Here is a 13956-nt window from a genome sequence, read left to right as displayed (position 1 = left end):
CAGCGCAACAATCGCGACCAGCGCGGAGCGCCAATGCCACAGGAAGAGGGCGCAGACCAGCGCTACCACCAAAAACTCTTCCAGCAATTTACTGGTTAAGTTGGCCACGGCACGGTCGATCAGCAAGCTGCGGTCGTAGGTGGTGATGATTTCAACGCCTGCAGGCAAGCCGTTTTGGAGTTGGGCGAGTTTTTCCTTAACTGCCGCGATAGTGGCGCGGGCATTGCCGCCGGAGCGCATGACCACAATACCGCCCGCTACTTCACCTTCACCGTCCAGCTCCGCAATGCCCCGGCGCATCTCCGGCCCAAGTTGGATATGGGCGACGTCGGCGAGGGTAACGGGGATGTTATCGACTAATTTCAGGGGGATAGATTTGAAATCCTCCAGCCTGCGCAAATAACCGCTGGCACGGATCATCAATTCCGCTTCACCCAGTTCAACAACACCGCCGCCAGTTTCCTGATTGGCTTGCTTTATTGCGGCAATCACCACTTCATGGGACAGGTTATGGGCTGCCAGCCGAAGTGGGTCGAGCACTACCTGGAATTGTTTGACCATTCCGCCCACCGCAGCGACTTCGGCTACATCGGGCAGCGGCGCCAATTCAAAGCGTAAAAACCAATCCTGCAGTGCCCGCAGTTGGGCGATGTCCTGCTGGCCGGTTTTATCGGCCAGGGCGTACTGGAATATCCAGCCTACACCGGTGGCGTCCGGCCCCAGTGCCGGTGTGGCGTTGGCTGGGAGTTGCCCCTGCAGCTGGCTTAAGGATTCCAATACCCGGGAGCGCGCCCAGTAAAGGTCGGTGCCATCCTCAAACAGCACATATACAAAACTATCGCCATACATTGAATAACCGCGCACGGTTTTGGCGCCAGGAACCGAGAGCATTTTACTGGCCAGGGGGTAAGTTACTTGATTCTCCACCAGCTCTGGCGCTTGCCCCTGCAGGCTGGTGCGGATAATGACTTGCACATCCGACAAGTCGGGCAGGGCGTCAATCGGTGTGGTTTTTACCGCCCAAATGCCCCAGCCGGTGAGCAGCAGTGAGGCCAAGAGTATCAATACCCGGTTGGCGACAGACCAATGGATCAAACGGCTAATCATGGTTGTGGTTCTCCATCGTATTCTCCGCCGCTGTTGGTGCTATACCCAAAAAGGAGGCTTCGGAATCCAACAGAAATTGGCCGCTCGCGACTACTTCCTGATCTTCATGTAAGCCCTGCAAGATGCGGGTGTGGGAGCCTTGTTCATGACCTGTGATCACCACTACCGGCATAAAACTACCGTCGGGTTCGGCCACCATCACCAGCACCCGTTTGCCGGTGCGGATGACTGCTTCAGTAGGCACAAACAACCCGGTTTCCCGGGTGGATGATTGCAGGATCACGCGCCCGCTGGTGCCGGGTTTGAGGCGTCCTTCGGGGTTATCCAGCAGCATGCGCGCGGTCAGGGTGCGGGTATCTGCATTCACGGTGGGCAGCAAGTATTCCAGGTGGCCGGTCAGCACCGGGTCAGCGGCATTGGTGGGGTAGAACCTGGCACTGTCGCCAGCGCGCAGGCGGTTTGCCTGCGCTTCAGGAATAGCGGCTTCCAGCCAGAGGCTGTCCAGATTATTGATCTTTGCCAGAGTCGCGCCGCTGGCCAATGCCATACCGGTTTTAACCTCCAGCATGTCAATCACCCCGGCGATGGGTGAGGTGAAGGTGAGACGAGTCACGGGTTGGCGGGTTTTTTCCACCTTGGTAATCAAGGCATCGGGCATGCCCAGTAGTTGCAAGCGGGCGCGCAAAGTCGCCAACAAGTTGGGGTTTTGGTCAATGGGCTGGGAGAGCAGCTCGTTTTGCGCATCCAACCATTCGGGAATGTCGAATTCGGCAAGCGGCTGACCGGCGCTGACCTGATCACCCTCCGCTAGCGGCCAGGTTTTTTCCACAAAACCGGCCGCGCGTAATTGCACTATCGCTTGGTTGCGCTGGTTAAACTGTAGTTGCCCGACCAATTCCAATTCGCTGTGTATTGGCAGACGCTGCACTTTGGTTTTGCGCATGCCCAGGTTTTGCACCAGCGCTGGGTTGATGCTTAGCCCCGCTGCGCTGGTGGCCGGTTCGGCGTATTTTGGCACAAGCTCCATATCCATAAACGGCGATGGCCCCGGCTGATCAAAATGCTGGTCGGGCACCATGGGGTCGTACCAATAGAGCACTTTGGTTGTTTGATCGGCGGCTTCTGCAGCGGGAGTATGTGTCTTGTGGCTAGAAGTTAAATTCGCACCAATGGCAATGCCAAGTGCAAGGGAGCCTATCGCAATAGGTGCCCACAGGCGTAGGGACTGAGGTTGCATAAAAAATTCCTGAAAGACGATAAAAATCGTCCGCCTGAAAAGCCGTGTAGAGGCCTAGCCCCTTGTTGACTCAAGCGGTGCTATTAATGTCGATCAGGAAAAGCTTGGGGGGCGCCAGATACTGGCGGGATTTATGTCGGCGGGGCGAGTTAAAGGTGGCTTGGCCAATAGGGAGAGATCTGTAAGCGAGGTAAAAATGGTTGTGGCAGGAAGATAAATCTGGCCTGGCGTTTTACAGAGGTGACAAGTTTTAATTGTTTTACAGGAGTTGGTGTTACTCAGCTCGGTCTCGTCCGGGCAGCACGGCATGATGTAGTTGCTATCCGTGTCGCCCATTTTAATTTCCATCGCACAAGGTGATACAGTCAACAACGCGCCTGCCATCACCTGCAGAGGCAGCAGAATACTGAGAATTAGTACAACCATGGCAGTGGATAGAGTCATGATCCGATTGTAGCTTTATAAGTTTGATTTGGCATTACCTAAATCCCCATGAAGCAATGAATCGACCATATGTACTGCTTTCGGTCTATTTATAATGGTCAATCTTTGGATAATCCAGCATTACCTAAAGCAACAATGACAATACCCAATTAACAACACAACTTGCAGATGTTCCTCGAGAGTTGCCTCAAGTGGAACAATGTCGGCGAGAAATCGGATAACGTGAGAGAACCTCATTTTCATGGCACTTCTGGCGCAAGAGAATCCGCAGCACAAACCATTGAGAATTTGGGGTGGATACTCGGTAAGCTTGCAATTGCTGTCGGATATTGCCAGCTCCTGGTTGAAGAAAGAACCGAATTAACGGTAAAACAGTTTTTGATGCTTTAAGTCAGCTTTCGTGGCCCGAGTAACACGCCATTACACGCCAATTGATGATCCCGTTGCGGACAACTACACTGACAAGCTACATGGAGAATTAACATGGCTACAAACAGTAAAATTGAATGGACCGAACAAACATGGAATCCGGTTACGGGCTGCACCAAGATTTCTCCCGGATGCAAATATTGCTACGCGGAGGTAATGGCAAAGCGATTGAAAGCAATGGGAGCTCCGGGTTACGAAAATGGCTTTAACACCATCACGCTGATGTATGAGCGATTGGATCAGCCACTGCATCGCAAGAAACCGACTATCTATTTCGTAAACTCCATGAGCGATTTATTTCATGAGGCGGTGCCTTATGATTTTATTGATCGCATATTTGACACTATCCGTGCGACGCCACAACATGCTTATCAAATCCTCACCAAACGTGCGGAAAGAATGAATGATTACTTCCAGACTAGACAGGTACCTGATAATGCGTGGCTGGGTGTTTCTGTCGAGGATAAAAAGTACGGAATTCCTCGGATCGGTTATCTACAGGCTATTAAGGCGAAAACCCGTTTTCTGTCAATTGAGCCTTTATTAGAGGATCTGGGGCGCTTTTCTCTCAAGGGTATCCATTGGGTTATTGTTGGCGGTGAATCGGGTGTTAAAGCCAGGCCGATGGAAGAATCTTGGGTACTAAAATTACGTGATCAGTGTCAGCGCAATGAAATTGATTTCTTCTTTAAGCAATGGGGTTCCTGGGGGCAAGACGGTGTCAAGCGAACAAAAGGTGCTAATGGCCGACAATTACAAGGCCAAGTGTGGGACATGATTCCAGCCGTTGCCATTTAAAATAATAGGAAAAGGAAACTCCGTGTGAGCCATAAAAATAAAAAATATGATTGGGAAATTGGATCAGAACTTCCGCAACTTGACGAACATAGCGAAACTAAACATCTCATCATAGCCGATTATTTAAAGCGCTATGTTGAGGTGTATATGGCAAATGCTACGATTGAGCGATTGCCACTCACCGTTGTAGATGGCTTTGCTGGTGGAGGAAAATACCGCGCATTTAATCGCAATGAGACAACCGATGGTTCTCCTTTTCTGATCTTGAAATCAATCCAAGAGGCGGAAGCACTACTCAATATCGGTAGACGGAAGCCTCGTTCTATTGATGCCGAGTATCATTTCATTGAAAAAGATGCTCCCCATCTCGACTTCCTGCGGCAAGAATTACACTTGTCGGAATTTGCGCATTTACTTGATTCAAAAATACACCTGTACAACAAAAAATTTGATCAAGTAGCTACTGATGTGATCAAGCGAATTCAACAGCGCAATAAGGGTATGCGTGCTATTTTTATTCTTGATCAATATGCCTATAAAGATGTTCCGTTCAGCATTATTAGAAATATTTTTTCTAGTACCGCCAGCGAGGTTATTTTGACCTTTAATTTCGACACTCTGCAAAGTTTTCTGGCAGAGAATTCGACTAATAAAAAAGCACTCGAAAATATCAATCTTTCACAATATATCGACTGGAATCGGCTGGCGCTTTTTAAGGAGGCAGGTATGTGGCAACACGCTATTCAAGAGCAGTTGGCAAATGCCATTCTAAAAGGATCTGGCGCAAACCACATGACGTTGTTTTTTATAAAGCCTAAAAAAGGGTGGTGCTATTGGTTGGTGCATTTATCGCAAAAATTTATTGCTCGGGATGTCATGATGAGCCTTCATTGGAAACATTCTAATACCAGTGCAGGGTTTGAACATCATTTGGGTGAAGGTATATTTACACTGGGCTACCAAGCTACTCAAACAGCAGGCCAAATCACTCTTGATTTTGGAGAGGCATTCGATTTTGGATCAAAAGCAAAAGAGCGCTGTATTGAGCGCCTGTCAGAATCCATTCCCCGTCTATTGGACAATTGCAATGTACAAATGCCATTTTCACAGCTGACCGACAATATCGGTAGCTTAACGCCCGCCTCAACAATAGAAATCAAAGCTGCACTTCAGTCTTCTATAGACAATAAAGAATTAATGATTGTAACAAAAGATGGCGGTACTCGCCGAAGTGCTAACCAGATTGGACCTTCCGATATCCTCAAATACAATCAAAAACAACTGTTTTTTTAATTACATAAGGAGATAATTAGTGCTTTTGCCTCAGGAATATATTGGTAGACCCCAAGCCTTTTTAAAGCACACCATATTGAAGACGTATCTTGAACGTCTTTTCATGATTATTGGTCAGTCTGAAATTGTTATTAACTATGTGGATTGTTTTGCTGGTCCTTGGTCAGATGAAAATGAAGCGTTAACAGATACATCTATTGGTATATCTATCGCGCAAATGGGAAAAAGTGTAGCCATTTTCAAAAAAACGTTTAAAAGAGATGTTAAGTTCAGAGCGCTTTATATAGAAAAAGACAATGAGGCATTTTCACGTCTGCAGGCATTTTTAGATAAACATCGAGATCCTGCTATTACCGTCGCTTGTATGCATGGTGATTACACCAAACAGATCCCTCATATAGTCGAATGGACGCAAGATCATTTCACCTTCTTTTTTGTTGACCCTAAAGGCTGGAAAAATATTATTGGTGCAACGACAATGAGGTTGTTATTAGAGCGACCCAAAACAGAATTTCTTATCAACCTAATGTACGACTTTGCCAACAGAGCTACTGGCATCGAAAAACATGATCCGGACATGATTGAACTGTTGGGTGCAAAACCTAATTATAATGGCTGTGAAACAGTTTTTGATCGCCAGCGGGCATTTCTTTCCCAGTATCAAAAGAATATAAACTCGATTTATCTCGGTAGGTCTACGTATATCCCTATCAATCGACCCGGCACCAATAAATTACTTTACTTTCTTGTTTACCTGACGCGACATCCGAAAGGTATCATTGTCTTTAAGGAAGCGGCGGAGAAAATGATCTCCGTGCAGCGTATAACGCATAACGAAACTTTGCTGCTAAAACAGTTTGACGCTGCACCTATTACTGACTTATTTGCGGCTGAGGGTGACGTAACACAGTGTATTCCTGCAACTGACAATCGCCTTTCCGCAAAAGTATTTTTGCTAAAAAAACTAACACGCACACCCTTATTAATTGATCACGAACGTTTCGCTACATTTTTGGAAGAGAGTGACCTTTATCCAACTGACTTTCAGCAGGCAATGAAGGAGTTGCTTGATAGTAAGGCGGTATTAAACGTCGATGCTGATGTTAGTAAGCGCAGAACGAAATTCATACAGCCTGACTGCCCGCAAAAGAGCGAACGATGGCAACTATCAGACGAGTAAACGATTCTCCATCACCAAGCATAACTAAATTTGTTTGCTATGGATCATATTGAGATAGGCTTAGTTAGCCTCAAAATGGAGTTCGCTCTAAAAACCAGCTGCGGAATTCACAATGAATACATCACCGGCATTAATTGTTTTTGATCTCTATGGAACACTGGTTCAGTTTGGGATCAAGCATCATCCTTTCCGAAAAATTCTACTTTGGGCAAGGGAACAGGGGCGCAGCCCACAACCAAATGACGCACGTAGACTTATGACGGCAGACAAGGATTGTGCTGAAATGCTGGCAACACTTGGGATTTTTCCACCCGCCAACATGCTCGCACAATTACATCAGGAAATTCAGGAAGAGTTAGCCAGCCTAACTCTCTTTGATGATGTCTTACCAACCCTTGATGCATTGGCCAACCAAGAAATTCCTCTGGCCATTTGCTCTAATTTGGCAAAACCCTACGGCGTAGTGATTGACAAGCTATTGCCGCAATTCAACTTCGCCCGGCACCTCAGCTATGAAATTGGAGCAATAAAGCCTGACAGAGAAATCTACGAATCGATTGTAACGGGTACTGGCTTAGCGCCAGAGCAAATCATCTTCATTGGTGATACATCGCTGGCCGACTATGAGGGGCCTATCCAATTCGGATTTCGAGCAAAACACTTGGTCAGAAGCCAGCCGCCAGGTCGTAATAGCATTACTTCATTAACAGAAGTACGGTTGCTGACTAATCAAATGGCCCAATGATGACATGGCATTTGCGCGGTATCTCAAAGCATCCGAAAAAATTGAATTTGAGGTACCGACAACCTCAACAGGCTGATTTACGTTAACCCTGAACTCATTAACGTCAGGAGCCGCAATGACAGCCACCCTCGAAAATATGACCGAAGAGTGCGAAGCCATTCTGATCGCCAGCAGAAATTACAACATTGAAAAGAGTATTTGGCCAACCGATGTCATCACTATCAATTATTTACTCACCCAAAGCGCAGCGATGAAGAACGTTTATGACGAACTCTCGGTGCTGTCAGCCCAACAAAGAGCACAATTCCTCGATCAATTGGTGGGTACTCTCTCGTTCTGGTCACCAGAAAATGCAATTGAGATGCGCGCAACGCGAAACCGGCTAATCGATGTGAATAGAAAAATCAGCACTCTGGCGAAAGATCTTGCCGATTTATTAGAGGAGCGATCCACCCGTGAAAACCAGCATCCATTTACTTCAAATACCCATCATCACATTGCAAATGTGATCAAAGAAGCTTCTCGTGATAACTATCAGTTTCGGAGTTTCTTGGCTGAGCCTCTTCAGGCATTAGCGGGTCAATTTGACCTTAAATATTGGCCTTATCTTCCGGCAGTGATTAAGGAAATAGGCGATGACGCCGAAGCAGCCGAAATCTACGCAACAGATCCAAGAACAGAGGCGGCAACATCCTCAACTCGATCATCAAAAGCAGATTTCGTCAGAGCAATGTTATCGATGATAGCTGAACTAAAAAGCACGCCTAGTTTGTATTTCTCTAAAAGCTTCAGTTTGAGTGACTCAGCAATGGCAGATCTCGTCAATGTTTGTCTAAAGCTGAGCGTTGAAGAGCTGGTTGATAGCGGCTATGTAAAAAATTTACGGCATAGAGAAAAAGGTCTATGTAATGGTAATTGCCCGAATTAATTGTTATTGCTGGATGTTGGTTTCACAATTCACATCGCGGCATGACTGACCAGATGAGATTGAGCGCATCCTAGATGGTAATCGCGTAAGGTGGTTCGAAGCGCGAGTTGAAGTGATTCTGGATACGTAGGCCGAACGACATAGGCAACTTTGGGGTGTCTTTTTATAGACTCTGATAATCCTTTGTGCGTCAGCCAAATGGTCAACATACAAACTGCAGGAGATTCAAAATGCCCGCCTATGTCCTGTTAATTTCACCCCAACCGATAAGGAGAAGCTACAACAATATGCCGCCTCAGTGACGGCCACACTGGCCAAGCACAGCGGCGAATTTTTTGGTCAAAGGCATGTTAGAAAAGCTGTCCGGGGACACCGATTATGAAATGCAAGGCATCCTGGCATTTCCTACGAGGGAACAGGCTATAGGCTGGTATTATTCACCGGATTATCAGGCATTAATTTCTCTACGTGATGCCGGCATGCTCTCGCAATTCCAACTGATCGGCACATAGAGCTAAATATCACCGAGCGCAAATAATGTTGCATTCGTAATGTTTTCTTTTTCCATCGCAGGTACGTTTGAGGTGAGAGCCGAAGTGATTCCGGATGCAGTATGAAAGGCGTTCTTCAAGTGTCTCCTTTTATAACCCGAAGATTTAAGCGGGCCAGACCACATTTAGCTTTGGTGTTGCTAAACCAGCATCTCAACGAGCGGCATGAACGCAGATTGTGCGGTAATTGCTTAAGGTTAAATCGGGGGTTTTGACGTTAACCCCCCAGCTTGTTGATCCTTTTTGCCAATCACTTTAACGGAAAATATATGAAAAATGTAACCACTAAAATTATTAATAAAATCATAAGTTTACCTTTGGTTACACTGAGGAAAGCTTATATAACCATAGATGAATCCTTTAATCGCCCGGTGGTGATTGATTTTTGGGCGGACTGGTGTGGCCCTTGTAAAAATTTAATGCCGATTTTGGAAAAACTCGCCAATGAATATGCTGGTGCTTTTTTACTGGCAAAAGTCAATGCTGATGAGCAGCAAATGATTTCATCGCAATTTGGTGTGCGTAGTTTGCCCACGGTGATGATTATGCAAAATGGCCAGCCAATTGATGGTTTTACGGGCGCCTTACCCGAAGTACAAGTGCGTGAATTACTGGCCAAATATTTGCCAAAGCCTTGGGAGGCACCGCTTAACCAAGCACAGGCGCTGATGGCTGCAGGCAATTTTACCGATGCACTGCCATTGTTGCGTGAGGCACATGATGCATCGCAACAATTGGCAAGCATTGCGCTCTTGATGGCGCAATGTCATATGGAACTCAATCGAATTGATAATGCAGAGGCGATTTTATCAACAATTAAAATGGTCGATCAGGATGCGCATTACGAACAACTAACGGCGCAAATCGCGCTGAAAAAACAAGCGGCCATAACACCGGAGCTGGCTGCCCTGGAAGAGGCATATTCCCGGTCACCGCAGGATTTAACCGTGCGCTATCAATTGGCGCTGCAATATCATCAGGAATCCCAATATCGGCCGGCACTGGAACATTTGTTGGAAATTATTCGTACAGAGCGTAATTTTGCCGAGGGGGAAGCACGTAAAACCTTTACTGCAATTATCGCGGCACTGGGCAAGGCTGACCCGCTGGCGATTGAATTTCAGCGCAAGTTATTTACTTTGCTTTACTAGGCTTTACCTCGTGGTAAATGGTCGCTGCCACTAAAAGTGGTTACACTGGGACATCTGTAAAAAAAACGTAATGTGAGCGCCCCAAGAGGGCCTGACCTTAGTGGCGGCCACCATGCTGCTAGAGGATTATGATACACAATGAGTAAATGCTATTCCCTGATCGCATTCCTTGCCATCTCCATGGCTTTGTTCGGGTGTGGCAAGTCCAAGCAGGCGGAGCAACTGCCGGTATTTTGCAAGCAGGATGGTTCGCGCCTGTTTATCAAGCAGGGCAATATCAGTATGGAGATAATGCCCAAAGTTGCCGCGCGTGTTTCCTCGCTTAAATACAATGGTCATGAAATATTGGTGGGCATTGCTGATCCGGATCAAATCACTGATTGGGGTACGGTCTTCTGGTCAAGTCCACAATCAGAGTGGAGTTGGCCTCCTGTTGATACCTTGGATAGTAAACCCTACACCTTGGATTCACAGGAAGACCGCTTGGTGTTAACAAGTGATATAGATAAAAAAACCGGCTACCAATTTACCAAAACCTATATGCCTGCGGGCGATGACCGTATCTCGGTTACTTATCGCATCACCAATCACAGTGACCATGAAAAAAATGTGGCGCCATTAGAGGTGACACGTTTGCCGCCGTCGGGCGATTTGTTCTATCCCCGTGGTGATACTGATCCCATCAGCGGTATTTTTTATCCTTTGGATGTGCAAAACATTGATGACTTGACTTGGTATCACTACGACGCAAAAAAAATTCGCACTGACCACCACAAAGTTATGCAAGATGGCAAAGAGGGTTGGGTTGCCTATGTTGATAAAGGTTATTTGTTGGTTAAAGAGTTTACCGATAATCCACCTGCAGCAATTGCTCCCGGCGAGCGTGAGATAGAATTATTCACCCACGTTGAACATATTTTTATTGAGATGAAGCAGCAGGGAGCATCAGTGGCTTTGGCACCGGGTGAGCATTTAGAGTGGACGGTGATTTGGCATGTGAAAAAATTGCCTGAGGATTTAGCTAAAGATCCTGAGCCAGCCGCGCTGGCAACTTATGTCCGCAGCTTGCTGTAAAGGGATATTGCGATTGAAATTTTGATGTAAAAAATCGCCGCTTAGCGGCGATTTTTTTTGGTTTTTAAACGGCGGATTCGATCAGCTTCTTCTTTTTCTATGCGTTTTTTCTCATCTTCTGCTTTGGCTGTTGCCACTTCCAGTTGCGTCATTTCGGGTGTTTCCCAGCTGATCGACCCGAGTAATCCTGCGCGCAATTCGGTGATCAGTATTGACGATACTTTCTGGATTTCTACTCCGCCACCCTTACGGGTACAGCCGCGTTTTATGCCGATAGCATCCAGTAACTCCACATCTGATTCTGGCAATTCATCCAAGCCATAACGTTTTTTTAGCGCATCCGGATAGGCTTTTAATAAATACTCAGCGGCATAGAGTGCAATGTCAGCGTAATCAAACACTGTATCTTTTATCGCCCCGGTAATTGCCAGGCGGTAGCCGCAAGAGGGCGGTGATAATTTCGGCCACAAAAATCCGGGTGTATCGGTTAATAAGATACCGTTTTCCAATTTGATTTTTTGTTGCGCTTTGGTCACGCCAGCTTCGTTACCGGTTTTGGCAATAACGCGTCCGGCAAGGGTGTTGATGATGGTGGATTTACCGACGTTGGGAATGCCCATAATCATCGCGCGTGCAGGTCGCACATCGCGCTGGCGTTCGCTGACTAAACTGGTGCACACATTTAATAAGTTGCGGATTTGGTCGGGGCGTTGTTGGCTCACTGGCAGCGCTTTTACGCCCGCTTCCTGTTCCATTTTTTCAACCCAGAGTGCAGTAATCGCCGGGTCGGCCAAATCCGCTTTGTTGAGCAATTTAATTAGTGGTGTGTCGCCACGCAAACTCGGCACCAGAGGATTTTCACTGGAGAAAGGGATGCGGGCATCGATAACTTCAATGACCACATCCACGTGTGGCATGACTTCCGCAATTTCTTTGCGGGCCTTGTGCATGTGGCCGGGAAACCAATTAATTGTTGACATGTTTTACTCAAAAAGAAAATTTTAAAGCGTATCCAGTTGCTCACTGGAATCGAAATGATGCAACAACAAGCATTCATCATCGGATTCGCCTTCGCAAATCACCACCGAAACCGGTGCAATAGTTGCGGCGTAGTTGGCGTCTTTGTACAAGGCCTCGTTAAGTGCTTGCCACAGCGGGGCAGGAAACTCGGTGAAAAAATTAAAGCTCAGATAGAGTTTACCTTTCTCTTCAATCGCATCCACTTCCGGAGAACGAATGGCGCGCACGCGCTGCAAAAACTCGTCGCGGTTAAATTCGCGGCTGTATTTGGGTTGGATTTGAATGCTGATGCATTGCATGATGGGTTCTGTCCTCGGGTGCAATTGTAGCGATTATACAGAAAGCGCGCTCTGATCACCCTTAATAAACTCGGGGCATATCCACCATGTCGCTGTTAAGAAGCATTAATACTCATAACTCCCCATTTTGGCGGTAACCGGTTTCAGCTATGATGCGGTTTCGTCTTTTCCCTGCGGTAAATTCTGTGTCCTCTCCCTTATTTCGCCCCATTGCATTGGGCTTATACCTGTTATTTTTTACTGCCGGCGTGGTGGGGGCATTGGTGCTGCCGACGTTTAGTTTATTTCTTGCCAAAGAAATTGGCGTGCGCCCGCTGTTGGTGGGTTTAGCGTTTGCGGGCATCGCCTTGGCCAGTATTGCCTACAATCATTGGCTGGGGCATTGGTCAGACAAGCTGACAGACCGTCGTCCGTTGGTGGCTTTTTGCTGTTTACTAGGAACACTTTCTTGTTTGATTTTCGCGTTATCGCGCAATTATTGGCTGGTGGCATTTACCGCAATTTTTTTACTCAGTTTGTCGATGGTGTCTTTCTCGCAAATTATGGCGTACAGCCTGGATTACGCCGAGGCCGCGATTCCGGTTGAGCGCATTCCTATGTTCAACGCCATCATGCGGGCACAGATTGCATTTGCCTGGGTAGCAGGGCCGCCCGCGGGTTTTTTATTGGCGACTTATTTTGGTTTTGATGTGAGTTACGGTATTGCGGCGATTTTGTATGTGGTAGTTGCTGTTGCCAGTTTTAAATTATTGCCGCGGTTACCCAAGAAAAATAAGCCGGTTAATGCAGCCGGCGAACAACTGACGCTGCCATCTTTATCGCCGGCAATTAGACAGTCAGTATGGTTGTGTGCGATTGCGTTTTCGTTGATGTGGGGTGTGAACAATGCCTATCTCATTAGTTTACCCATTCATCTCAAGGATAATTTGCATATCGATGCGCAGTGGATGGGCTGGGTGATGGGCACTACCGCCGCGCTGGAAGTTCCGTTTATGTTATTGGCTGGGCATTATGCCAGCCGGTTTCGTTTAATTAATCTAATTCGCTGTGCGGGTGTAGCGGCTCTGCTTTTGTATATCGGCGTTTATTTTGCGAGTGAGTTGTGGCACTTATTTGTGCTGCAAATTTTTAATGCGATTTTTATCGGGGTATTGGCGGGATTGGGTGTATCGGTGATTCAGGATTTAATGCCGGGGCGCTCCGGTGGCGCTTCTGCGCTTTATACCAATACCACCCATATCGGAAATTTATTGAGTAGTTTAATGGTGGGATGGGTGGCAGATTACTATGGGTATCACCAAGTGTTTTTGGTCAATATTCTGCTGGTGTTTGTCGCTATTTGGGTATTTGGACAAGTAAAAAGTTCGCGTGAATTAGCGGTCCTTAACAACTGAAGTGGCGATTACTAAATCGCTGCTTCAGTCTTCATCTTCATTTAATAATTTCTCCAGATCCTCTACGCTCATTGCAAATAATCTATGGCGCAGCTCGCGCTCTATTTGCGGCATCATGCTCAGCATCACTTCTTCTACTAAATATTGACGCGGCTTGTTGGTTTTGTGTGCAATATTTTTGGTGGAACTGATGATTTTTTTTGCGGTTTCGTATTCAAAGAGTGGCGGAGGATTGTTGCCGTGTAAACGCTCGCGAATATGTTGTGGCAGAAAAGGATTTTCACCACTCGCTTTGGCGAGTGGTCG

General features: G+C 46.8%; 12 protein-coding genes and 2 pseudogenes. 9 read left to right on the top strand and 5 right to left on the bottom strand.

All coding sequences use genetic code 11. The features are described 5' to 3' along the window. Together ACWA6V_RS07295 and ACWA6V_RS07290 are read right to left on the bottom strand one after the other, a co-directional pair. Window positions 1-1107 (bottom strand): efflux RND transporter permease subunit (locus tag ACWA6V_RS07295; protein ID WP_449521858.1); only part of this gene is annotated, 1107 nt, incomplete at its 3' end. Continuing rightward, window positions 1100-2344, bottom strand: a complete 1245-nt coding sequence (locus ACWA6V_RS07290) for an efflux RND transporter periplasmic adaptor subunit (protein WP_449521857.1) — start codon at window positions 2342-2344, stop codon at window positions 1100-1102. The genes ACWA6V_RS07295 and ACWA6V_RS07290, both read right to left, overlap by 8 nt. A gap of 927 nt (window positions 2345-3271) precedes the next feature. On the opposite strand from ACWA6V_RS07290, the gene ACWA6V_RS07285 reads away from it, so the two are divergent. The 8 genes and pseudogenes from ACWA6V_RS07285 (at window position 3272) to ACWA6V_RS07250 (ending at window position 10937) form a co-directional block, all read left to right on the top strand. Beyond that, window positions 3272-4015, top strand: coding sequence for a phage Gp37/Gp68 family protein (locus ACWA6V_RS07285; RefSeq protein ID WP_449521856.1), 744 nt, complete (start codon window positions 3272-3274; stop codon window positions 4013-4015). Window positions 4016-4039: 24 nt separating this feature from the next. Further along, complete coding sequence (locus ACWA6V_RS07280; RefSeq protein ID WP_449521855.1) at window positions 4040-5308, top strand: three-Cys-motif partner protein TcmP; 1269 nt, start codon at window positions 4040-4042, stop codon at window positions 5306-5308. Window positions 5309-5327: 19 nt separating this feature from the next. Further along, on the top strand, window positions 5328-6488 hold the full coding sequence (tcmP, locus tag ACWA6V_RS07275; protein ID WP_449521854.1) for a three-Cys-motif partner protein TcmP: 1161 nt from the start codon (window positions 5328-5330) through the stop codon (window positions 6486-6488). Between the two features lie 112 nt (window positions 6489-6600). Further along, window positions 6601-7233, top strand: coding sequence for an HAD family hydrolase (locus ACWA6V_RS07270; protein WP_449521853.1), 633 nt, complete (start codon window positions 6601-6603; stop codon window positions 7231-7233). Window positions 7234-7348: 115 nt separating this feature from the next. Next, window positions 7349-8161 (top strand): hypothetical protein, encoded by an 813-nt coding sequence (locus tag ACWA6V_RS07265; RefSeq protein ID WP_449521852.1) that lies wholly within the window; start codon window positions 7349-7351, stop codon window positions 8159-8161. 332 nt (window positions 8162-8493) lie between these two features. After that, a pseudogene (locus ACWA6V_RS07260) lies at window positions 8494-8673 on the top strand (DUF1330 domain-containing protein); the annotation flags it as partial. Window positions 8674-8981: 308 nt separating this feature from the next. Beyond that, window positions 8982-9863, top strand: coding sequence for a thioredoxin (gene trxA, locus ACWA6V_RS07255; protein WP_449521851.1), 882 nt, complete (start codon window positions 8982-8984; stop codon window positions 9861-9863). A 138-nt stretch (window positions 9864-10001) separates the two neighbouring features. Then, complete coding sequence (locus ACWA6V_RS07250) at window positions 10002-10937, top strand: YidC/Oxa1 family insertase periplasmic-domain containing protein (protein ID WP_449521850.1); 936 nt, start codon at window positions 10002-10004, stop codon at window positions 10935-10937. A gap of 41 nt (window positions 10938-10978) precedes the next feature. Here the strand turns inward: ACWA6V_RS07250 and ylqF are convergent, their stop codons facing one another. Then, on the bottom strand, window positions 10979-11917 hold the full coding sequence (gene ylqF / locus ACWA6V_RS07245) for a ribosome biogenesis GTPase YlqF (RefSeq protein ID WP_449521849.1): 939 nt from the start codon (window positions 11915-11917) through the stop codon (window positions 10979-10981). A gap of 21 nt (window positions 11918-11938) precedes the next feature. Continuing rightward, window positions 11939-12256, bottom strand: a complete 318-nt coding sequence (locus tag ACWA6V_RS07240) for a hypothetical protein (RefSeq protein WP_449521848.1) — start codon at window positions 12254-12256, stop codon at window positions 11939-11941. A gap of 185 nt (window positions 12257-12441) precedes the next feature. Here ACWA6V_RS07240 and ACWA6V_RS07235 point away from each other — a divergent pair, with 185 nt between their 5' ends. After that, window positions 12442-13650, top strand: coding sequence for a sugar efflux transporter (locus ACWA6V_RS07235; protein WP_449521847.1), 1209 nt, complete (start codon window positions 12442-12444; stop codon window positions 13648-13650). 24 nt (window positions 13651-13674) lie between these two features. On the opposite strand, the pseudogene ACWA6V_RS07230 reads toward ACWA6V_RS07235, so the two are convergent. Further along, window positions 13675-13956 (bottom strand): annotated as a pseudogene (locus tag ACWA6V_RS07230) (hypothetical protein); the annotation flags it as partial.

This window comes from Cellvibrio sp. (assembly GCF_053579595.1).
This window is presented reverse-complemented; position numbering and strand designations above follow the sequence as displayed.

Bases quoted from the DNA above. Each gene is read 5' to 3' on its own strand.
- ACWA6V_RS07290 (WP_449521857.1), bottom strand. From the start codon at position 2,344: ATGCAACCTCAGTCCCTACGCCTGTGGGCACCTATTGCGATAGGCTCC.
- ACWA6V_RS07285 (WP_449521856.1), top strand. From the start codon at position 3,272: ATGGCTACAAACAGTAAAATTGAATGGACCGAACAAACATGGAATCCG.
- ACWA6V_RS07270 (WP_449521853.1), top strand. From the start codon at position 6,601: ATGAATACATCACCGGCATTAATTGTTTTTGATCTCTATGGAACACTG.
- ACWA6V_RS07265 (WP_449521852.1), top strand. From the start codon at position 7,349: ATGACAGCCACCCTCGAAAATATGACCGAAGAGTGCGAAGCCATTCTG.
- trxA (WP_449521851.1), top strand. From the start codon at position 8,982: ATGAAAAATGTAACCACTAAAATTATTAATAAAATCATAAGTTTACCT.
- ACWA6V_RS07250 (WP_449521850.1), top strand. From the start codon at position 10,002: ATGAGTAAATGCTATTCCCTGATCGCATTCCTTGCCATCTCCATGGCT.
- ylqF (WP_449521849.1), bottom strand. From the start codon at position 11,917: ATGTCAACAATTAATTGGTTTCCCGGCCACATGCACAAGGCCCGCAAA.
- ACWA6V_RS07240 (WP_449521848.1), bottom strand. From the start codon at position 12,256: ATGCAATGCATCAGCATTCAAATCCAACCCAAATACAGCCGCGAATTT.